Source organism: Ancylobacter sp. TS-1, assembly GCF_009223885.1.
Lineage (GTDB): Bacteria > Pseudomonadota > Alphaproteobacteria > Rhizobiales > Xanthobacteraceae > Ancylobacter.
Genome location: NZ_CP045144.1, coordinates 294,003 through 315,904, shown reverse-complemented (window position 1 = coordinate 315,904; position 21,902 = coordinate 294,003). Strand labels below are relative to the sequence as shown.

General features: G+C 69.6%; 15 protein-coding genes and 1 tRNA gene. 9 read left to right on the top strand and 7 right to left on the bottom strand.

Annotated features, from left to right (window positions below):
• Nucleotides 1-35: 35 nt before the first annotated feature.
• Nucleotides 36-3,863: an NAD-dependent epimerase/dehydratase family protein gene (locus GBB76_RS01505; RefSeq protein ID WP_162375451.1), complete on the bottom strand. Its 3,828-nt coding sequence runs from the start codon at nucleotides 3,861-3,863 to the stop codon at nucleotides 36-38.
• Nucleotides 3,864-4,298: 435 nt separating this feature from the next.
• Nucleotides 4,299-4,372: transfer RNA gene (locus GBB76_RS01500), tRNA-Gln, on the bottom strand.
• Nucleotides 4,373-4,679: 307 nt separating this feature from the next.
• Between GBB76_RS01500 and GBB76_RS01495 the strand changes: the two genes are divergently transcribed.
• Entirely contained in the window at nucleotides 4,680-5,381 is a 702-nt protein-coding gene (locus tag GBB76_RS01495) for a glutathione S-transferase family protein (protein WP_152301650.1), read from the top strand.
• Between the two features lie 231 nt (nucleotides 5,382-5,612).
• Nucleotides 5,613-5,819 (top strand): DUF1127 domain-containing protein, encoded by a 207-nt coding sequence (locus tag GBB76_RS01490; protein ID WP_152301649.1) that lies wholly within the window; start codon nucleotides 5,613-5,615, stop codon nucleotides 5,817-5,819.
• On the opposite strand, the gene pbpC is transcribed toward GBB76_RS01490, so the two are convergent.
• Together pbpC and GBB76_RS01480 are read right to left on the bottom strand one after the other, a co-directional pair.
• The gene (pbpC, locus tag GBB76_RS01485; protein ID WP_246668997.1) at nucleotides 5,806-7,917 is read right to left on the bottom strand and encodes a penicillin-binding protein 1C; all 2,112 of its coding nucleotides are present in this window, start codon (nucleotides 7,915-7,917) and stop codon (nucleotides 5,806-5,808) included. The genes GBB76_RS01490 and pbpC overlap by 14 nt on opposite strands.
• Nucleotides 7,918-7,939: 22 nt before the next feature.
• Entirely contained in the window at nucleotides 7,940-13,321 is a 5,382-nt protein-coding gene (locus GBB76_RS01480; RefSeq protein ID WP_246668996.1) for an alpha-2-macroglobulin, read from the bottom strand.
• Between the two features lie 303 nt (nucleotides 13,322-13,624).
• Between GBB76_RS01480 and GBB76_RS01475 the strand changes: the two genes are divergently transcribed.
• The 7 genes from GBB76_RS01475 to GBB76_RS01445 all read left to right on the top strand — a co-directional run bounded on the left by GBB76_RS01475 (nucleotide 13,625) and on the right by GBB76_RS01445 (nucleotide 19,876).
• A complete protein-coding gene (locus GBB76_RS01475; RefSeq protein WP_152301647.1) occupies nucleotides 13,625-13,906 on the top strand; it encodes an acyl carrier protein in 282 nt (93 codons plus the stop codon).
• Nucleotides 13,907-13,944: 38 nt separating this feature from the next.
• On the top strand, nucleotides 13,945-14,454 hold the full coding sequence (locus GBB76_RS01470; RefSeq protein WP_152301646.1) for a 3-hydroxyacyl-ACP dehydratase FabZ family protein: 510 nt from the start codon (nucleotides 13,945-13,947) through the stop codon (nucleotides 14,452-14,454).
• A complete protein-coding gene (locus GBB76_RS01465; protein ID WP_152301645.1) occupies nucleotides 14,447-15,628 on the top strand; it encodes a beta-ketoacyl-ACP synthase in 1,182 nt (393 codons plus the stop codon). Before GBB76_RS01470 ends, GBB76_RS01465 begins: the two co-directional genes overlap by 8 nt.
• Nucleotides 15,629-15,670: 42 nt before the next feature.
• On the top strand, nucleotides 15,671-16,951 hold the full coding sequence (locus GBB76_RS01460; protein ID WP_152301644.1) for a beta-ketoacyl-ACP synthase: 1,281 nt from the start codon (nucleotides 15,671-15,673) through the stop codon (nucleotides 16,949-16,951).
• A 109-nt stretch (nucleotides 16,952-17,060) separates the two neighbouring features.
• Nucleotides 17,061-17,813 carry an SDR family NAD(P)-dependent oxidoreductase gene (locus GBB76_RS01455; protein ID WP_152301643.1) on the top strand — a complete coding sequence of 251 codons (753 nt, stop codon included), beginning with the start codon at nucleotides 17,061-17,063 and terminating at the stop codon, nucleotides 17,811-17,813.
• A 102-nt stretch (nucleotides 17,814-17,915) separates the two neighbouring features.
• Nucleotides 17,916-18,938 carry a zinc-binding dehydrogenase gene (locus GBB76_RS01450; protein WP_152301642.1) on the top strand — a complete coding sequence of 341 codons (1,023 nt, stop codon included), beginning with the start codon at nucleotides 17,916-17,918 and terminating at the stop codon, nucleotides 18,936-18,938.
• Nucleotides 18,939-18,970: 32 nt separating this feature from the next.
• A complete protein-coding gene (locus GBB76_RS01445; protein ID WP_152301641.1) occupies nucleotides 18,971-19,876 on the top strand; it encodes a lipid A biosynthesis lauroyl acyltransferase in 906 nt (301 codons plus the stop codon).
• 29 nt (nucleotides 19,877-19,905) lie between these two features.
• Here the strand turns inward: GBB76_RS01445 and GBB76_RS01440 are convergent, their stop codons facing one another.
• From GBB76_RS01440 to GBB76_RS01430, 3 genes are all read right to left on the bottom strand, one after another.
• Nucleotides 19,906-20,217 carry a HigA family addiction module antitoxin gene (locus GBB76_RS01440; protein WP_152301640.1) on the bottom strand — a complete coding sequence of 104 codons (312 nt, stop codon included), beginning with the start codon at nucleotides 20,215-20,217 and terminating at the stop codon, nucleotides 19,906-19,908.
• An 18-nt stretch (nucleotides 20,218-20,235) separates the two neighbouring features.
• A complete protein-coding gene (locus GBB76_RS01435; RefSeq protein ID WP_152304707.1) occupies nucleotides 20,236-20,517 on the bottom strand; it encodes a type II toxin-antitoxin system RelE/ParE family toxin in 282 nt (93 codons plus the stop codon).
• Between the two features lie 197 nt (nucleotides 20,518-20,714).
• The gene (locus tag GBB76_RS01430; RefSeq protein ID WP_152301639.1) at nucleotides 20,715-21,824 is read right to left on the bottom strand and encodes a polyamine ABC transporter substrate-binding protein; all 1,110 of its coding nucleotides are present in this window, start codon (nucleotides 21,822-21,824) and stop codon (nucleotides 20,715-20,717) included.
• Nucleotides 21,825-21,902 lie beyond the last annotated feature (78 nt).

Genomic DNA, 21,902 nt, shown 5'->3' with positions numbered 1-21,902 from the left:
GACGGCAGCAGGCTCCGGCCGCCGGCGCTAGCCGGCTACGGAAGCCGCTCCACCCCTCGCCGTTCCCGCCATTTCTGCCGGGCCGGCGCCAGATAGGCGTCGAAATAGAAGCTATCGGCCGCCGGCAGTCCGTCGACGGGCTGCCAGACGGGCGGCATGTCGAGCACGCGACGCCTCAGTTCCGCGAGCAGGTCGGCCACCGTGGCCGCGTCGCAGTCGGGGGGCAGCATCCAGGTCGCGGGGCGGCCGTAGCACCGCTCCGTCAGGGCGCCCAGCGCGTTGGCGACAATCGGCATCGACGCGATCATGCCGTCGTCGAGCGCGTAGCACCAGGTTTCCGGCACCTGGGCGGGGTACCAGGCGACATGCGGCGCGATGCTGCCGAGCCGCTCAAGCAGCGTGGCTGCGGAGAACCACCCATGCTCGAACAGCGAGTCGACGGCCGGCAGGCGAGCGGTCGTCGCGGAATCGCCGAGCACGTGAAACTCGATCGGCAATCCCCGCGCCGTTACCTCCTCGGCCGCCCGGATCAGGATATCCCGGCCCTTGTGCGGGTTCATCGGCCCGAAGACGAGGACCCGCAGCGGTTCGTCCCACCAGAATTTCGGAATGAACACTTCGCGGCGCTCGATCGGCGGGCGGCCCCAATGGGCGGCGCAGACGACGTCGAATTCCGGGCGCAGCGTGCGCAGCCGCTGGGCCATGTCCCGGGAGATCGCGATCCGCCGCGCCGCCTTCCGGTACAGCGGCACAACCTCGTCGCGCAGCAGGGCGCGAGCGGGCGCGCCATCCCCCACGAAGCGCCCGTCCGCACCTGTCAGATAAGGCTGGGTCGCGATCATCTGGTAGTCGACCAGCGTCAGGTCGAAGGCCGTTCCCAACCCGGCCAGCACGGGCTCCAGTGCCGCCTCGAAGCCGCCGGCGTGGTGCACGTCGACATGGTCGATGCCGATCGCGCGGAGCAACCGCACGAGATCGGGAATCTCGCTTTGCGTGTCGAAGGCCAGCCCCTCCGCCGGATAGGTCGCCTTCGGCGAGAGGACGAAGGGCTGTTCGGCCCCGCCATAGAGGAAGAGCACATTGGCGTGCCGGGCCAGCGCCGACGACAGCTCGCGCGTATGGGTAAAGGTTCCCCCGCCCCAGCAATGCACCACGAGAAGGATCGTGGGACGGTCCTCCCGGAACGCCTCCGTGAGCATCGCTGTCGCCTGCCGTTCGCCGGCATCGCGGAACCGGCGCCGGGTCCCCAGGCTTGCGCCCCTGGGAGGCGGAATATAGGCCGACGGCTCGAAACGATTGAGCTGGAACACCGGATGCGGGGCCAGCCCCGCCCGAGCGCCCTTGGCGAGATAGTGGATCAGCGGCGGGTCGTTGCGATCCTCCCCGTCCAGTTGCTGGACATAGAACGCCGGGTCGAACCAGCCATTCGGCGCGCGCCCGTCGCGCCAGCCCGAGGTGAGATAGTCGCGCCAGACCACGCGGCTGGAGCCCTTGCCGCCGAGATATGTATCTCGATACCACTGCACATCGAGGACCTGACCAAGCCGTGCCCTACGGAGAGCCCGACGAACGAACCGGATACCCAACGAGCGGAGCGGTGGCAGGCGGCACAGCCGAAGTCCCGCATCGAGCACAAGCCGGGAGAGCGGGCGCGCCAGCCGATCGAGAGCCTTTGCCGTGATGGGCGGCGGCAGAACAATGCCGCCCGGCGTCGCCTCCACCTCGCGGGGAAATGCCGGCGATACCCGCGTCTGTGCCATCTCGGCGGGGATGGACGCCGGGTGCACCGACCTCCGCAGCAACCAGCCCTGCGGCCCCGCGCTGCCGGAGGGGGCCGTATCCTCGACCATCGCCGCGCCGCGGAGAACAAGATCCTCGACGAGGGAGAGCAGCACGCCGTCGCTCGGCACCACCGAGGCGACATAGACGAGATCCCGGCTGGCGAGCGCGGCAACGCCGGTCACGGTCTCGGGTATCTCCGCCGGCGCCCGGTGGAGCATCGCCACATGGGGCGGGCGCTCGATGCCGTCGATCGGCTCGGGCGTGACGATCAGCCATTCCTGCTGAAGAAACCGCGTCTGGTGGCGCGCAATGGCGGCCAGCGTGCCGGCGAGCGCTCCCTCCGCGAGGACGAGAACGATCTGGTGCGGATGCCGCAACAGGGCCTGCCGCGCCCGGAACGAGGCATAGGCGGCACCGGGCGCCGTGTAGTGCGATTGCGCCAGCTGGCTCGCCACCCGGATGAGGAAGCGCTCCGCCGAGCCGTCATAGAGTTCCATCACCCGCAGCGGGGTCTGGTCCACCATGTACATCATCAGCCGGCCCGACTCGTAGAGATGGCCGATGTGACGTGACCCCTGGGCGGGGTGGATGCGCTGCCTCACGAGAGCCTGCGGCACGTAGACGAAGGGCAGGCGCCCGGCGATCCGGAACCAGAGCTCATAGTCCTGCGTCGTCGGCAGGCCCTCGCGGAAGCCTTCCATCTCGACGAGAACATCGCGCGGGATCAGGAAGGTGCAGCCATTATACACGCCGCCGAACAGACCGTTCAGCGGCCTCTCGTCGAGCCGTTGGGGAGCGAGATTGCTGGTGAAAAGGTGTTCGAGCGTCTCCGAGACATGCTCGTAGTCGCAGAAGACGAGGCAGGGGCTGCCGAAGCCGAGGTAGGCGTCGACCTGCGCCGCCACCTTGGTCGGGTGGTAGAGATCGTCATGGCTCAGCCAGCTGAACAGCTCGCCGTCCATCTCGCGAATGGCGACGTTGAGGGCGCTGGCGACGCCCCCGTTTTCCTTTTCGAAGTAGCGTATCCTGTCGCCATAGGCGGCCGCGATGGCCGCCGTCGCGCCGCCATCCGACGACCCGTCATTGACGACGACGACCTCGAGGTTCGGGTAGGTCTGGCAGAGCGCGCTGTCGATGGCCTCGGCGAGATAGTCGCCGCCATTATAGACCGGGATGACGATCGAAACCCGCGGCGCGGGCCCCTCGCCCGCGACCCATTGGGGACGGGTCTTCGCCCACAGGGTCCGGCGCACCCCGTCCTCGACGGATATGCGGGGCGACCAGTCCTTCAGCGCAGGAAGATTGCGGACGGGTGGAACGGCAGGCTTGTCCGGCGACCTCGCCATTGATCGGGCGGTGGTCTCGATCATTCCGGCGAGTTCGCCGATCGACAGGCTTCCGGGCGCCTCCAGATTGAAGGCCAGTCCGCCGGCGGCGGGATCGCCCGCCGCACAGACCAGGGCGTCGATGAGATCCTCCACGTAGAGGAAGCTGCGTCGAACGTCCGGCTGGGCGGCCTCGATGGGCCGTTCCTGCGCAGCCAGGGCGACGAACTCCGCGACGACCGCCGGCGGCGACTGGCCCGGGCCGAAGACATTCGACGGACGCAGCACGACGACGTCGAAGCCGGCGGCGCGCCCCTGCGCCAGCGCCAGGCGTTCCGCCGCCAGCTTGGCCGAGGCATAGGCGCTTTGCGGGTTGAAGGGCCGCTCATTGTCGGCGGGGACAGCCGGGGGCGGGCCGAACACATGCATGGTGGACACATGGACAAGACGACGAATGCCATTGGCCCGACAGGCTTCTGCGGCGTTCAACGTGCCGGTGACGTTGATTTGTATCGCCTCGGCGGGCGCCTCGTCCGCAGCGCCGACGGATGCCTGCCCGGCCAGATGGAAGAAGACATCCGCGCCGGCCGAGCCGCGCCGGACAGCCTCGGCATCACGAACGTCGCCGCTCACGACGCTCACGCCATCGCCGGCCAGACCATGGTCGGCACTGCGCACCAGCGCCACGACCTGCCAACCCTCATTGAGGAGACGCGCCACGAGATGACGGCCAATGAAGCCTGTTGCGCCCGTCACGAACGCGGTCTTGTTCTTCCTCTCCATCGGAGGCCTGCCCTTGTCATTTCACCCGACGCGGCTTGTCGCCCGTCCGAAACCTCACACGCGCCGCTTGCCACGCGGCATTCGCCCGCCCTCCTGAGTCGGCGCCTGCCCCGGCAACCTTCATATCGCCGCTCGTTCCCGCAGGTCGATAGTGCGATCGGAGCCGGCGCGGCGGAAGCGGGAAACGCCCGCCGCCACTTGTCGTGCACATCATCCTTGCCGGCGCGAGAGGGATGACCGCAGCACAGGCGGCGAACGCCGTGCGCGCGGCGAAGGGCGGGGACCTTGCGCATTGACGCAACAGTCCGGTCCGCCCGAACACACCGCCGGCATGACCGCCGCAACGGCGCGTCTGGGCATTTCCGGGGATGGGCAGTGCCGGCGAATTGGCGATGCCGGCAAGATGGTTGGCTGGGGGACCAGGATTCGAACCTGGACTAACGGAGTCAGAGTCCGCAGTTCTACCGTTAAACTATCCCCCACCGAAGGTATTGGAAACACAAGCAAAGATCTTGGCTTCACATACCCGGCGGCCGGTCGTGCGATCCCGGCGGCGAACGCGGGGGATATAGCGCCTGCGACGGGCGCGGTCTACCCCCTCGTGCATAGTTTCCATGACAGTGCACGGCGGCACCGTTCAACCCCGGCCCGGCCGGACCGCCGGTGCGGCCGGATGCCTCCGCCGACGCGGGCCGTGCGCCCGTCGCGCCCCGCACGTGCGCCGCTTGACCGCCGGCGGTTCCAACGGCACCAAAGGCCCTCGGCACAGCGAACGGGAAGGGCCCGGCCATGATCACGCTCTACTCCTATCCCGAACTGTTCGGCGTCGCCGACAACAACGGCTACGGCCTGAAGATCTTCGCCTTTCTCCGGCTGGCCGGGGTGCCCTTCGAACACCGCCACGTCGTCGACACCTCGACCGCGCCGCGCGGGCAACTGCCCTATATCGTCGACGATGGCGAGACCATCGGCGACAGCGAGACGATCATCGCCCATCTCGTGCGCCGGCATGGCGTGCAGCTCGATGCCGAGCTGACGCAGGCCCAGCGCGACACGGCGCTGCTGGTGACGCGCCTGCTCGACGACCTCTACTGGGTGATGTCGTTCTCGCGCTGGAAGGACCCGGCGTTCTGGCCCGCCTTCACGGCCGCCATGCGCCGCGAGCATCCTGAGCTGACCGACGAGTTGCTGCAGCAGGCGCGCGACTACAACGCGCAGCGCTATCACTACCAGGGCATCGGCCGCTACGCGCCGGAGGCCGCCTATGCGCGCGGGCTGGCCGATCTGGCCGTGCTGGCGCGGCTGGTCCCCGCCGAGGGCTATGTGTTCGGCCCCCGCCCGACCAGCATCGACGCGGCCATATACGGCTTCCTCGCCAACATCCTGTTCTATGAGATCGACACGCCGCTGCGCGGCTTCGTGGCCGGACAGGCCAATCTCGTCCGGCACTGCCACGCCATCCACGCCGCCATTGCCGGCAAGGGCGGCTGAAACCACCTCTGATTTAGACATACCTCAGACGCTGGTTTCACCCCCGGATAATGCATCCAGCGCAAGTCTACGGCTACATATTACCTTTATTCCTCCTTTTGAGCCGCTATCGGCCGATTCAGCCCCTTTCCACCCATGCGCCGGATTCAGTGCTGCCATGCAGCATTTCACCTTCCGCAACGCGAAATGGGGGCTATATTCGTGGCATACAGAATACCGATGGAGGCTCAGATGAGCACTGTTACTCTTTCCCGCCACACCTCGCCGGACTTCTTTTCGCGCGTCGTCGAAGGCGTTTCCGCTTTCTTCGAAGCCGTCAGCGAAGGCCGTCAGATCGCCCAGCGCTACGAGGCCCTGTCCCGCCTTTCGGACGCCGCCCTCGCCAAGCGTGGCCTGACCCGTCAGGACATCGCCCGCGCCGCCGTCAGCGGCCGCTGATCGTCCCGGCCGGAACGCCGGCCGGTTCGCGAATACGAAGAGTGACGCTGTCGGAAGATCCCGCAGCGTCCATCACGGTCAGGCGAACGAACCCCGTGCCCGCCGGCCGCCAGAATAATGTGGCGGCACTGGCGGGCTCGCCGGCCGGAACGCCGTCGACAAAGACGGTCAGGCGGCCCACGCCGCCGCTCACTTTCAGCGCCAGCGGCTCGCCCGCTTCGCGCTCGAGGCTGGCCCCGTCCGGCGGAAACGCGATGCGGGGCCCTTCGCCAGTGCCGATCTGGCCCGCCATCCGGCCGAAACGCCGCAGCGGCGGCGGCAGTTCGGCGTTTCGCGCGAGGATGGCCTCACGCGGCGCCGGGCCGAACGGCACCGGCTTCGTGACCAGCCGCGCGAACGCATCGAACAGGATGGGCGCGGCCGCCTCGCGCCCGATCATGCCGGGCACCGGCTGACCGTCAGGCCGGCCCACCCACACCGCCACCGTCCAGCGTCCGTCGAAACCGACCGCCCAGGCGTCGCGGTAGCCGAAGGACGTGCCGGTCTTGAAGGCGATCCGCCCCGCGCGCTCATTACGCGGCGCCGGCGTGCCGGCAAGCGTCTGCACCAGATACCAGGCGGCAACCTCGCTCATGAGCCGGCGCGTGCCCTCCCCTCCTGTCGCCGGACTGTCGAGGCGCTCGCGCAGCGGATGCGCCACCCCGCCATCCGCCACGCCCGCATAGAGCCCGGCCAGCGCGTCGAGGCTGATCCCCGCCCCGCCGAGCCCGACCGCCAGCCCCGGCACCTCGCCGGGCGGCAGCTTCAGCGCGAATCCGGACTGGCCAAGCCGGCTGGCGAGGCGCTGCGGGCCGACCGCCTGCAACAGCACCACCGCCGGCACGTTCAGCGACAATTGCAGCGCCTGCTTCACCGACACGGTGCCCTGATAGTCCCGGTCGAAATTGCGCGGGCGATAGGCGCCGAAACGCGCCGGCCGGTCCTCGATCAGCGTCTCGGGATGGGCGAGGCCGTCCTCGAAGGCGAGCCCGTAGATGAACGGCTTGAGCGTCGAGCCCGGCGAGCGCTGGGCCCGCGTCAGGTCGACCGCGCCGGCCCGGGCGGCGTCGAGCGGATCGGCGCCGCTGACCCGGGCGAGCACCTCGCCGCTGGCGTTCTCCACCATCACCAGCGCGAGCGACACGCCGGGCCCGAGTTCGCGCACCCGCTCGCCGGCCAGTTCCTCCAGCCTTGCCTGAGCCACCGCGTCGATGGCGAGGCGATGGACCCGCAGCGCCGGCCGCTCGCGCCGGGCCGCCTCGGCCGCATGGGCGGCCAGCATGGGCATGTCGACCCGCCGCGCCTGCAACGGCGCGCGGCGGGCGAACTCGGCCTCCGGCGCGCCGAACAGCCCCGCCTCGGCGAGCCGTGCGAGCACCTTGTCGCGGGCGCGGTCGGCGCGCTCGGGGTGCCGGTCGGGCCGGCGCGCCTCCGGTGCCTGCGGCAGCGCGACCAGCAGCGCCGCCTCGGCCAGCGTCAGCCGGCGCGGCTCCTTGCCGAACCAGGCGAGGCTCGCCGCCCGCACCCCCTCGATATTGCCGCCATAGGGCGCCAGCGCGAGGTAGAGGCCGAGAATCTCGCGCTTGGAGAGCCGCGCCTCCAGCTCGATCGCCCGGCGCATCTCCGAGAGCTTGGCGCCGATCTTCGCCAGCGTGCCGCCACCCTCGCGCGGCTCCAGCAGCCGGGCCACCTGCATGGTCAGCGTCGAGCCGCCGGAGACGATGCGCCCATGCGCGAGCATCTGCCCGGCGGCACGCAGGAGGGCGAGCGGATCGACCCCGCCATGCTGCCAGAAGCGGCGGTCCTCATAGGCGACCAGCATGTCGAGATAGCGCCGGTCGACCTCGCCGGTCTCCGCCTTCAGGCGCCAGCGCCCGTCCTTGAGCGCGAAGGGCCGCAGCAGCCGGCCGTCGCGGTCCAGCACCTCGACCGACAGGGCGGGAGACGGCGCGGGTGGAGCCGCCGCGCGCACGCCAGCGAGCCAGGCGGTTGTCCCTCCCGCCGCCAGCATCGCGCCGAGCACGACGAAGCCGGCGCCGCGCCGCAGCCCCGCCCTCATCCCGCGCTCCCGGTCCCCACGATCATCGTGCCGGCCCCGTCACCTCGGTGCGGCCCGCCGCCGTGCGGGCGAAGCGGCCCGGACGGTACATGTCCTCGATGATCGCCGGCGGGTGCGCGTAGCGGCCGGGCGAGACGGCGCGCACGATATAGGCCACGCGCAGCGCCTGCGCTTCCTCAGACCCCTCCGTCAGGTCGAAGGCTGCGGCGAAGAAGGCGTCGCGGAACTCGGCATGGGCGGGCTGGGTGGTCTCGCCGAGCCAGGACAGCACGCCGACATCGGCGCCCACCGCGAGGGTCGGGTTGTCGATCTCGAAGCCCGCCGGCAAATGGTCCACCAGCAGCACATGGCTCGGCCCGGCCTCGTCCTCCTGCGCCTCCAGCAGCACGACGAGGCGCTGGTTCTGCGCCACCTTGGCCGGATCGGCCGGCTTGCCGTCGAGCGTGAAGTAGCTGCGCGTGAGCGCGAAGCCGTTGGCGGCGGCCGGTTCCGGCGCGCTGGGCGGCCCGTCGATGGAAACCGCGACGTCGAGCGGCGCCGCGCCCCGGTTGGTGAGCACGATGGGCTTGGCCAGTTCCTCGGGCGTCAGCGTGCGCTCATAGACGCCGCTCTGCGCCCGCCCGTCGACATCGACCGCGATGCCGCGCCCCTCGCGCGCCGCGCGGGCGGCGAGCAGCAGCCAGGCGTCTTCCTGCGTCGAGGTCGGCCCGGCATCGACGAAGGCGGTAGCGACCCGCGCCCGCGCCGTGCGGGCGGTGCCGGCAAAGCCCGCCTCGGAGGCGAGCGTCGCCACGCCGGCCGCGTCGCGCAGGATGGAGCCGAAGTCCGGCCGGCCGGAGGTCAGCGTCTCCGGCGCGTCGGGCAGCAGTTCCAGCGCCGCGTCGAACACCTTCTCCGCCCGCCCCTTGTCGCCCAGAAGGGCAAGGGCGCCGGCGAGCTGGCCGCGCGCGAAGGCGCTTTCCACTTCGGCGAGCTTGGCGTCGGCGACGTAGCGCAGGTCGCCGAGCGGGGCGCGCCCGTTGCGCGCCAGCACATAGATCGCATAGGCGGTGCCGTCGTCGGTGGCGCCATCGCCGGCATAGGCGAGCGCGTTGCGCAGCCGGTCGAGCGCCAGGACGAAGGGCTGTTCCGGCACGGCATGGCCCTTCTCGCGGGCACGGGTGAGGAAGTCGCTCACATAGGCGTCGAGCCACAGATCGTTGCCGCCGGCTTCCCACAGGCCGAAGGAGCCGTCCGAGCCCTGCCGCGCGACCAGACGCGCGATGGCGGTGCGGATCGTCTCCGCCGGGTCCTGCCCGAGCCGGAAGCGCGCCGGCGGGCCGAAATCGCTGATGTAGAGCAGCGGCAGCGCCCGGCTGGTGAGCTGTTCGGAGCAGGCGAAGGGGTAGCGGTCGAGCGCGCCGAGCAGCGCCGGCACGTCGAGCGCCGGATCGAGCCCGGCGAAGACGCTCACCCCGCCGCGTCCCGGCACGAGGTCGGCCACGAGGTCGCGGCTGAGGGTCAGGCTCTCGCCCGGCGCCAGCGTTTCGACGCTGCGACGGGAGATCCAGGGATAGGCGGGACGCACATTCAGCCGGTAGTCGCGCAGCACGGCGAGCCCGCCGGGGCCGGACAGGCGCACCGAGAGCTTCGCCTCGCCGATGCCGGTCCCGTCAAGCTGGAGGCTGAAGGCCTGCCGTCCGCCCTTGGTGAGCGGCACCGCCTTCGGCGCGCTGGCGATCGCGACGGGACCGTCCGTCACGACTTCGAGCGCGTAGTCGCCCGCCTCGCCGTCAACATTGGCAATGGCGAGGTTGAGCGTCGAGCGGTCGCCGGCGGCGAGGAAGCGCGGCAGCGTCGCGGTGATGACGACGGGATCGCGGATGATGACATCGGCCTGCGCATGGCCGACCGCCGCGTCCGACCACGCCACGGCCATCAGCCGTCCGGTGCCGTCGAAGGGCGGGACGGCGAAATCGACCGTTCCCTTGCCGTCCGCGTCGAGCCTCACGAGGCCCGAGAACAGCGCCAGCGGAGGCTGCGTCGGCGGCTCGGCCTGCAGCCCGCCCTCCATGGCGTCGCCACCCGAACGCAGCCTTCCGCGCGCGCCGAGCATGCCGTCGATGAGCTGCCCGTAGAAGTCGCGCACCTGCGTGCCGAGCGCGCGCTGGCTCAGATAGAAGCCGTCCGGATCGGGTGTCTTGAAGGCGGTGAGGTTGAGGATGCCGACATCGACCAGCGCCAGCGTCACATAGGCCTCGCCCTTGCCGGCGCCGCTCACGCTCACCGGAACGGAGAGCGTGGTCTCCGGCCGCACCAGCGACGGCGCGTCCAGCTTCACATCGAGCACACGTTGCGCGCGGTCGACGCCGAACCAGGCGAGGCCGATGGCGCGGCCGGGATTGCGGCCGGCGGCCACGTCGAGCGGGCGGTGCAGGAAGGCGAGCGCATAGGCGCCCGGCGCCCAGCCGGCGGCGGCCCTGAACTCCACCGCGCTGTCGCCGGCGGGCACGTCGAGCGTCTTCGAGGCGAGCACGCCGTCGCCGACGATCAGCACGGTGGCCGAGCCGGCATGGCGGCTGGTGAGGTTCACCTTCACGGTTTCGCCGTCATCGTACTGGGCCTTGTCGAGCCCGACTTCCAGCCGGTCCGGCGCGTCGGCGGTGGCGCCGCCGCCCCAGCCGGCCTCGAAGGGAACGGCGGTGGCGATGCGCCCGTCGCTCACCTCCAGCCGGTAGCGTCCCCAGGCGACCGGCACGTTCAGCCGTGCCGGCGCACCGGCGGACAGCTCGACCTTGCCGTCCGCGACCTTGGAGACGGTCTCGACCGGCTCGAAATCCCAGGCGCCGCCGAGGCGATACCACTGGTAGCGCGTCTCGAGGCGGTAGAGCGCCCATTGCCCGCCCTTGAGCGCCGCCGGCGCCCCGGTGGCGTCGAAGGCCTGCACCTCGAAGCCGGCATTGGCGTTCTCGCCGGGACCGGCGCCCTCGAAGAGCGGCTTCACGCCGATTCCGGGGCCTCCGGGCCGCACCGGCAGCACCAGCGAGCGGCGCACCGCCCGCCCGCCACCCTCATTGAGCGCGACGAAGATCTCCGCTTCCAGCGGGCGCGCGCTCGGCGGCAGCGACGGCAGGACGGCGGCAAGGCTCGCCTTGCCCTGCGCGTCCGTCACGGCGGAGGCGGCCAGCGGCTCGCGCACCGGGGTGAAGCCGTCATCGGGCCGGCCGAAGCGCCAGCCGGGCAGGCCGGGGCGCTGGGTGGCGACCCGCACCTCGATCTCGCCCTCGACATCGAGGCCGGCGGCCGGCGGGCCGAACAGCCAGCGCCCGTCCGCCGCCACCGTCACCGTGGTACCGGCGGCGATGACGGTCGCGGTGGAGGAAAGGTCGAGCGCCAGCCGCTCGGGCACGTAGTCTTCCAGCAGGAAGGTGGTGGCGCCGGTCGGCGCGCCACGCGGATCGGCATAGGCCTCGACCCGCCAGGTGCCGGTCATGGCGTCGCCCATGAGGGCGAAGTCCACCGTGCGCCCGCCCGCGCCGGCGTCCTCCGCCAGCACACGGCGCTCCTCCACGCCGTCGGGGCGCTTGAGCACGAGGGTGAGCGGAATGCCGCGCGCCGCCGCCACCTGCGGGTTGCGCAGCAGCGCGGTGACGTGGACGCTCTCGCCCGAGCGGTAGACGCCGCGCTCGGTGGTGACGAAGGCGTCGAGCTTCTCCGGCGCCGCGCGCCCGCCGACGCCGCGGTCGGTGAGGTCGAAGGCCTGGTCGTCCAGCGACAGGAAGGCGTAGTCGCCCTCCTTCGCCTGCGCCACCACGACGGAGGGCGCGAACCCTTCCGTGCCGCGCATCAGCCCGGCGTCGAAGGCCCCCGCGCCGCTGGCATCGGTGCGGGTCGTCGCCAGCACCTCGTTGGACTTGGCGAGCAGGCGCAGCTCGACGCCTTCGAGCGGCTGGGCGGTGCCGAGGGCGCGGACCAGCACGGTCAGGCCGTTGCTGCCGGAAAGCGCCGTGAGGCCGAGATCGGAGACCACGAACCACTGCGTCGCCCGCGTGCCCCACTCGTCATTGGGATCGGCGGCCTCGCCGGCCGGCCGGGCGGCGAGCACGTAGACGCCGGGCGACAGCGTTCCCACCGCCTCGTCGACCGGCAGCGAGGTGGTCACGTCCTCGTTGAGCGGCGAGGCGGTCTCCAGCTCGCCCTTGAACACCAGCTCGGCCTTGCCGTCCTTGAGCTGCTGGATGTCGTAGCCGGCGAGGTTGCGGCGGAAATCGCCTTCGAGCGCGGTCGGAATCAGGCTGCGGTCGCCGATGCGGAACAGTTCCACGCCGACGCGCGAGGTGTTGACGCTGATCACCGGAATGCCGCGCGGACCGCTGCGCGGCAGCACATAGTTGCGCCCGGTGAAGCGCACGCCCGGCTTGCGGTCGCGCACATAGATGGTGAGGTCGGCGCTCTCGCGCAGCGGCTCGGCGGCGATCGACGAGGGCAGGCCCTGCCGCAGCTTCACCTCGTAGCTCTCGCCGTGCCTGAGTCCCTCGACGCAGAGCTGGCTCGCCTCGCTGGTGACGGCCGGCTTGTCGACCGGGCCGCCGGGGCCGCTCAGCGTCACATAGGCGGAATAGTCCCGCCCGCCGCCCGCCAGCGGCTCGGAGAACTCGACGCAGATGCGCGGGCTGGAGGCGTCCGAATCGACGCTGTAGTCGAGAATGCGGAAGCCCCGCTCCTCGCGCAGCTTGTCGTAGAAGGCGCGCTGGTCGGGCACGTTGGCATAGGTGAGCGCGGTGGCGAAGGTGTCGAGCGCCGGGCGCCACAGCGAACGCTGGTCGTAGAGATGGCCGATCGCGAACAGGGCATCGGCCTGCTGGGCCCGGGTGGTGGCGGCACGATAGGCGAGGAAGGCGGCGGCCTGCGCGCGCTCAAGGAAGGTGTCGGCGTTCTCGTCGTCCTTCGGCTTGATGCGCGAGAGGGCGCGCGACAGGCGCTGCCAGGCGCCGGCATCCGCCGGAGCGGCGCGCGCCAGCTTGCCGTAGATTTCGGCGGCGGTGCGCGCATCGTCCGCCGCCAGCGCAGCGTCGGCCTCCTTGCGCAGCTGTGCCACCGGCTTGGCGAGCGGGGCGCGGTCGCGCTGGAGCAGGGCCTGCAGCCGGCGCGACGCCTCCACGAGATCCGGCCGCGAATAGGTCGCCGGCAGGGCATCCGCCGCCGGCCGGGCGATCTGCTGGGCCGTGGCGGCGGCGTTGGCCGGCGATCCGGCGGCCGCCGGCTTGGCCGGCTGCGCGGTATTTGTCGCCGGCTTGGCCGGCTGGGCGGTATTCGTCGCCGGCTTGGCCGGCTGCGCGGTATTTGTCGCCGGCTTGGCCGGCGGGGCGGGAGCGGCCGTCTGGGCCTGCGCCGGCAGGGTGAAGGCGGCCCCGAGCACGATCACTGCGACCGTCCGCAGGAGCCGGGAAAAGGCCGAAGCACACGGGACCATGACACCTACCCCACCACTGACTGCCGTTCTGGAGCGGGACGATAGGACGAAAACGGCGTATGAGCCATGACAGGGTCGATACGGATGCGGGCGGCACGGATGTCACACAGCCGAGGATTGCCACGCCGGCGCCATTGAATAGCCGTCCGCGCTTAGGTATACGGGCCGTCATCATCAGAGGGCACGCCGTCGCCAGCGCGACGGGGAACCGATTCAACCGTGGCCGGACGCGGCCGCCGAGACCAGAGGCATTTCATGTCGACCACGTTCGAGACCGTTGCCAACATCATTGCCGAGACGTGCGACATTCCGCGCGAGAACATCACGCCGGAGAGCCATGCGATCGACGATCTCGGCATCGACAGCCTGGACTTCCTCGACATCGCCTTCGCCATCGACAAGGCGTTCGGCATCAAGCTGCCGCTGGAAAGCTGGACGCAGGAAGTGAACGAGGGCAAGGCTACGACCGAGCAGTACTTCGTGCTCAAGAACCTCGTGGCACGGATCGACGAGCTGATCGCCGCAAAGTCCGCCTGATCGCGGATCGGGAAACGGCGCGTGCGCAGGGCGGGTTGATGCGGCTCGAATATTTCCAGATGGTCGACAGGGTCCTCGAGCTTGATCTCGAGGCCCGCACGTTGAAGACCGCCAATACGGTTCCGGACGAGAGCCCGATCTTCGAGGGCCATTTCCCCGGACACCCGTTGCTGCCCGGCGTCCTGCTGTTCGAGATCATGGCGCAGACCAGCGGCATGCTGCTGCTGCGCCTGCACAATTACGACCGCATGGCGTTCCTCGCCTCGGTCGACAAGGGCAAGCTGCGCACCTTCGTGATCCCCGGTCAGGTGATCGAGGTGTTCGCCCGCCTCGACCATGACGGTTCGGGCTATGCCCGGATCAAGGCCGAGGGCCGGGTCGAGGGCAAGCTGGTCTGCAACGCCGAAATCACCCTCAAGACCATGCCCTTCCCGGCGCCCGAACTGCGTGGCTACCTGCTGTCGACCGCCGAGCGCATCGGCATGCCGATGAGCGACGCGCCGTCCGCCGTCGAAGGCGCATGCCAAGGAAATCTGACGCATGTCTGATCGCCGCGACGTCTGGATCACCGGCATCGGGATCGTCTCCTCGCTCGGTGAGGGCCCGGCTGTCCACTGGGACGCCCTCTCCGCGGGCACGCAGGCGGTCGACGAGGAGAGCTTCGCTCCCTACGTGGTCCACCCGCTGGCCAAGATCAGTTTCGACGCGCAGATCCCCAAGAAGGGCGATCAGCGGCAGATGGAACCGTGGCAGCGCATCGGCACCTATGCGGCCGGCCTCGCGCTCGATTCCGCCGGCATCAAGGGCGACAAGGACATTCTGGGCGCCACCGACATGGTGGTCGCGGCGGGCGGCGGCGAGCGCGACCAGGCGGTCGACGGCGCCATCCTGACCGACATCGAGAAGCAGCCGAACCCCGAGGTTTTCCTCAACGAGCAGCTCCAGTCGAACCTGCGCCCGACGCTGTTCCTGGCCCAGCTCTCCAATCTTCTCGCCGGCAACATCTCCATCGTGCACGGCGTCACCGGCTCCTCGCGCACCTTCATGGGCGAGGAAAGCTCGGGCACCGACGCGGTCCGCATCGGCTGGTCGCGCATCGCGGCCGGCACCAGCGAGATCGCCCTCGTCGGCGGCGCCTACAATGCCGAGCGGCGCGACATGCTGCTGCTCTTCGCGCTGAAGCGCCTCGCCCGCCACGCCCCCTGGGCGCCGGTGCTGGCCGACCCGCAGGGCGTGCCGACCGGCTCGGCCGGCGCCTTCCTGGTGCTGGAATCGCCCGAGCACGCCACCGCGCGCGGCGCCAAGCCCATCGCCAAGCTTTCCGGCGTCTGGTCCGAGCGCGCCCAGCGCAACGAGCCGGGCGCCGTCGAGGCGGTGATCGAACAGCTCGTGAAGACGGCCGAAGGCGGCGTGAGCGAGGGTACTGCCATCCTCTCCGCCGCCACCGGGGCGCCCGAGCCGACCCGGGCCGAAGCCGCCGTTCTCGCCCGTTCCGGGCTGCCGGTGCGCTCAGTGACCGACCGCGTCGGCCATGGGCTGGAAGCCCAGATGCCGGTGGCGCTGGCGCTGGCGACGCTCTGCGTCGCAGAAGGGCGGCTTTTCGCCCCGCTGCCCGGCGAGCCGTTGGAAAAGCCTTTCGACGGCACGCTTTCCCGTGCCATCGTGACCGCAGTGGGGCATTGGCGTGGGGAAGGCGTCGCGCTGGTCGAGCGCGTCGACTGACCCCCACAAAGGCGGAAGCGCACCGCTTCCGAGGAGCAGATCATGGCTTCCTATACCGACAAGGCCGGACGGCCGATCGTCGTGGTCACGGGCGCGGGGCTCGTTACCTCGCTCGGACAGGGCAAGCAGGACAACTGGGCGAAGCTGACGGCCGGCACGTCCGGCATCCACCGCATCACCCGCTTTCCCATCGATGGGATGAGGACCACCATCGCCGGTACGGTCGACTACCTGCCGAAGAGCTCGACCACCGCTCCCGACCTCTCCGAGGAACTCGCCACGTTGGCGGCCGATGAGGCGATTTCGGAATCCGGCATCGGCACGAAGGGCAACTTTCCCGGCCCGCTGTTCTGCGCCGTGCCGCCGATCGAGCTGGAATGGCCGCAGCGGCGCATTCTGGCGCAGGAAGCCGCGCCCAACGCTGCCGTCACCTATGACGACCTGCTGCGCGCGGCGGAGGCCAATGGCCACGACGCCTGGCACGAGCGTTTCCTCTACGGCTCCATCGCCGATCACCTCGCCGACCGCTTCGGCACGCGCGGCCAGCCGATCTCGCTGTCGACCGCCTGCGCCTCCGGCAACACCTCGATCCAGCTCGCGGTCGAGGCGATCCGGCGCGGCGAATGCGACGCGGCGCTGTCCATCGCCACCGACGGCTCGGTGACGGCCGAGGCGCTGATCCGCTTCTCGCTGCTCTCGGCCCTGTCCGCCAATAACGAGGTGCCGGAAGCGGCCTCGCGGCCGTTCTCGAAGAACCGCGACGGCTTCATCATCGCCGAGGGCGCCGGCGCGCTGGTACTGGAGAGCCTGGAGCACGCGACGGCGCGCGGGGCGAAGATCCTCGGCGTCCTCGAGGGCGTCGGCGAGATGGCCGACAGCTTCCACCGCACCCGTTCCTCGCCGGACGCCAAGCCGGTCATCGGCTGCATGCGCGCGGCGCTGTCGGATGCGCGCGTGAGCCCGGACGAGATCGACTACATCAACGCCCACGGCACCTCGACGCCGGAGAACGACCGCATGGAGTTCACCGGCATGAGCACGGTGTTCGGCGAGCGGCTGGGCACGATCCCGCTCTCCTCCAACAAGTCGATGATCGGCCATACGCTGACCGCCGCCGGCGCCATCGAGGCGGTGATCTCGCTGCTGACGATCCAGAACGGGCGTATCCCGCCGACCATCAATTACGAGCTGCCCGACCCGGCCATCCCGCTCGATGTGGTGCCGAACGTCGCCCGCGACGCGCAGGTCTACCGCGTGATGTCGAACTCCTTCGGCTTCGGCGGCCAGAACGTCGCCCTCGTCATCACCGGCGAGCCGGCGTGAGCGGGGACCGACCGCATATGAATACCGCAGTGGCCGGGCCTGTCCCGGCCACTGTCATTTCGCCCACCCCGCCATCGGAAGCCGCAACGGCGAGGAAAGGAATGCGTCCATGACCCAGCGTGTCCTCGTCACCGGAGGCGGCCGCGGCGTCGGCGCCGCCATTGTTCGTGCCCTCGCGCTGGCGGGCTTCGAGGTCGTCTTCACCGTGCGCACGGCGGAAGCCGAGGGGCAGGCGCTGATCGCGGACATCCGCGCGGAGAAGCCCGACGCCATGGTCGAGGCGCGCGCGCTCGACCTCGCCGACAAGGCCTCCGTCGATGCCTTCGCCGCCGTGATCGCCGAGGAGCCGACCTATTTCGGCTTCGTCCACAATGCCGGCATGAGCTACGACACGCTCGCCGCGCTGGTCGACCAGCACCGGGCTGAACAGCTCATGCAGGTGAACTACTGGTCCTTCGTGAAGCTGGTCGGGGCGCTGGTGCGACCGATGACGCGCGCCCGCGCCGGGCGCATCGTGGCCATCGGCTCCATCGCCGCCGATGTCGCCAATGCCGGCAACGCCATCTATGCGGGCTCCAAGGCGGCGCTGGCCGGCTATTGCCGGACGCTGGCCATCGAGAGCGCGCGGCGCGGCGTGACGGTGAACGTCGTCGCACCCGGCTTTGTCGACACTGCCATGCTGGTGCCCTACGCCGCCTATCGTGCCAATGTCGAGAAGCAGATCCCGGCCGGACGCTTCGCCAATCCCGCCGATGTCGCGGCGGTGGTGGCCTTCCTGCTCTCGCCGGGCGCGGGCTACGTCACCGGGGCGACGCTGCCGGTGGATGGCGGACTCACCGCCGCACTAGCCATCCAGCGCTGATTTCGATATCCACCCTCGTCCTTACGTCGGCATCCGGCCGCGCCTCGTCCCCGTATGAGGCCCGAGGCCGGCCCTGCCGCCGCTGCTGTCCCGGAGTTGTCCATGCGCGCCCTTCAGCTGGTGTCCGACCGCGAGCTTATCCTCACCGACCTGCCGGAGCCCGGCGCGCCGGAGCCGGGCGAGGTGCAGGTGAGCATCAAGGCGCTGGCGCTGAACCACATCGACGTGTGGGGCTGGCGCGGCATGGCCTTCGCCAAGCGCAAGATGCCGCTGGTCGTCGGCGCCGAGGCGGTCGGCGAGGTCGTCGCCACCGGCGAGGGCGTGACCCGCTTCAAGCCGGGCTCCAAGGTCGCCATGTACGGCGCGCTGACCTGCGGCCAGTGCCGCATGTGCCGGCAGGGCCGCGACAATCTCTGCGAGGAAGTCGCCGGCGTCATGGGCTTCCATGTCGACGGCTTCGCCCGCGAGACGCTGAACATCAAGGACCGCCTGTGCGTGCCGATCCCGGAGGGCATCTCCTGGGTGGACGCCGCCACCGCGCCCGTCACCTTCTCCACCGTCGAGCACATGCTGTTCGACAATGCCAAGCTGGAGCCGGGCGAGACCGTGCTGGTCCACGCCGCCGGCTCGGGCATCGGCACGGTGGCGATCCGCATGGCCAAGGAGATCGGCTGCACCGTCATCACCACCGCCGGCGACGACGAGAAGTGCGCCAAGGCGCTGGCGCTCGGCGCCGACCACGCCATCAACTACCGCACGGAACGCTTCGAGCACGAGGTGCGCAAGATCACCAAGAAGAAGGGCGTCGACGTCGTGTTCGAGCATGTCGGCGCGGAAACGTGGAACGGCTCGCTGCTGTCCATGCGTCCGGGCGCGCGGCTCGTCACCTGCGGCTCGACCTCGGGCGTGTCGGTGAACATGAACCTGATGCAGCTCTTCCAGCGCCAGTACCGCATCATCGGCTCCTTCGGTGCGCCGATCCGCGCCATCGCCGACGGCCTCAAGCGCATGGAGCGCGGCGTGCTGCCGGTCATCGATTCCGAGTTCCCGCTCGAACAGTTCGGCTCCGGGCTGGAGCGGCTGGAAACCCGCCGCGTGTTCGGCAAGGTCGTCATCACCTTCTGAACGCGGACCCGTCCCGACAACCCGGCCTCCCGATGCCCCCTGCCCGCCCCTGGCACCTCCGGCTGCGCGATGCCACCCTGTCGGCGAGCGTGTGGACGCTCATGCGGCTGCTGCGGCTGCAACCGCCGCGCTTCGCCTCCTGGGCCGGCGGCTTCTGGGCGCGCCATATCGGCCGCTTCACCCCGATCCACCAGCAGTCGCTAAAGAACCTGCGGCTGGCCTTTCCGGAGAAGACCGAGGCCGAGCGCGAGGCGATCGCGGTCGGCATGTGGGACAATCTCGGCCGCATGGCGGGCGAGTTCGTCCATCTCGACCGCATCTGGCAATACAATATGTGGGAGCCGTCGAAGAGCCGGATCGAGACCACGGGCGTCTCGAACTTCGTGGCCATGCGGATCGACGGCAAGCCGGCACTGGTCTTCACCGCGCATCTCGCCAACTGGGAGCTGCCGGCCATCGCCGCCGCCGCGCAGGGGCTCGACAGCGCGGTGCTGTTCCGCGCGCCGGACAATTCCTTCTTCGCCGACCTGCTGTTCGAGGCGAGAAGCCGGGTGATGGGCAATCTCGTCGCCGCCTCGCATGTCGCGGTGTTCGAGCTTGCCGCCGTGCTCGACCAGGGCAAGCATCTTGGCATTCTGGTGGATCAGGTGCGGCGCGGCGGACCGACGGTGCAGTTCTTCGGGCAGCCCTGCTCGTCCAATCCCACCATCGCCCGCCTCGCCCGGCTGTATGAGTGCCCGGTGCACGGCGTGCGGGTGATCCGCCTGCCCGAAGGCCGCTTCCGCATCCAGTGCACGCCGGCGCTCGACCTGCCGCGCGACGCGAAGGGCAAGATCGACGTCGACGGCGCCATGCAGGCGATCACCTCGGTGGTCGAGGGCTGGGTGCGCGAGCATCCCGAGCAGTGGACCTGGTTCTACAAGCGCTGGCGGATGTAACGCGTCGCGGGCGGGACAGCGCCGTGCCGTCAGGCGGCGCGGTCGGCCGGCGCATAGGGCGCGATCTGCCCGATCTCTTCCGCAAGCCGTGCGCCCTCGGTCTCGACCTCATAGGCCTGTTGCAGGTTCAGCCAGAAATTCGGCGTGGTCGAGAAGAAGCGGCCGAGACGCAGGGCCGTGTCGGTAGAGATGCCGATCTCCTCGCGAACAATGCGCTCGATGCGCGTGCGGGGCAGATCGAGCGCCTTCGCCAGCTTGCCCGCGCTCATGCCGAGGGGAACGAGGTATTCCTCCCGCAGGATCTCGCCGGGATGCATCGGGCGGGCAAATCTCACAGCCATGACCAACCTCCCATCATCCTAGTGATAATCGACGATCTCGACGTCCTCGGCGCCCGCATCGGTCCAGCGAAAGCAGATACGCCACTGGTCATTGATGCGGATGGAATGCTGGCCGGACCTCTCGCCCTTCAGCATCTCCAGCCGATTGCCCGGCGGGGAACGCAGATCGTCCAGAGCCACGGCGGCGTCGATGGCTCTCAGGCGCCGCTCCGCCGGACGGAGCAGGTCCGCAGGGAAACCCTTCGGCACCTTGCCGGCAATGACCGCCTCGACGAATCTGCCCCTAGTCGAGAGGATCAGCGACGCCTCCCCGATACCTGTATCATTCCACGATACATAAGCCTGTGCAAGGCTATGTATCGTGGAATGATACACAAATCCATGACCGCGTGCGCTGGTCCCATACTCGGGCACCCAAACAAAAAGGCGCCCCGTGGGGCGCCTTTCGCGTTTCGTTCGGAGGATGGGAACCCGCGGGCCGGCCAGCGGCCCGCCCGTCACTTGCCGCGCTTGAAGTTGCTCCAAGTGCGGGTGACGACGCGCTGCACCTTCTGCGGATAGGTGGTGACGGTGAACAGCTTCGCCTGCGTCTCCTTGTCCGGGTAGATCGCCGGATTGTCGAGGATCGCCTTGTCGATGAACTTCTGCGCCCCCTCGCTGCCGCTGGCATAGGAGATGTAGTTCGAGTTCTTCGCCGCGACCTCGGGCTTCATCATGAAGTTGATGAAGGCCAACGCCTCGTCGGGATGCGGGGCATCCTTCGGAATGGCGAAGTTGTCGAACCACATGAGCGCACCTTCCTTCGGGATGATGTACTCGATGTTGATCGGCGGCTTGCCGGTCTTCTCGGCGGCTTCCTCGGCACGGGCCTTGGCCTGGAACACGTCGCCCGACCAGCCGGTCGCGATGCAGATGTCGCCGCCGGCGAGCGCGTTGATGTAGCCCGACGAGTCGAACTTCTTGATGAAGGGACGGATCTTGGCCAGCAGCTCGCCGGCCGCCTCGATGTCCTTCGGGTCCTTGGAATTCGGATCCTTGCCGAGATAGCGCAGCGCGGTCGGGATGATCTCTTCCGGGCCGTCCAGCATGTAGACGCCGCAATCCTTCAGCTTCTTCAGGATTTCCGGCTTGAAGATGATGTCCCAGCTGTTGAGCGGGATGTCGCCGAGGCGTTCCTTCACCTTGTCGACGTTCATGCCGATGCCGGTGGTGCCCCACATGTAGTTCACGGCATAGTCGTTGCCGGGATCGTACACGGCGAGCCGGTCGGAGATCAGCGGCCACTGGTACTGGATGTTCGGCAGCTTGGCCTTGTCCAGCTTCAGGAAGACGCCCGCCTGGATCTGGCGCTGCAGGAAGGAGCCGGTCGGCACAACCACGTCATAGCCGGTCTTGCCGCCGAGGAGCTTGGTCTCGAGCACCTCATTGGAGTCGAAGACGTCGTACCGGACCTTGATGCCGGTTTCCTTCGTGAACTCCTCCAGCACCGACTCGTCGATGTAGTCGGACCAGTTGTAGACGTTCACGACCTTCTCCTGTGCCGACGCCGGCACGATGGCCAGCGCGGACAGAAGGCCTGCCGCGATTGTCGTTAGGAGGCGGGACATCCTATTCTCCTCGGGAAGTTGGTTGTTTGAGTGGGTTTCGGAACCACAGCATTCCAAGGCTAGAGCGTGGACGGATTT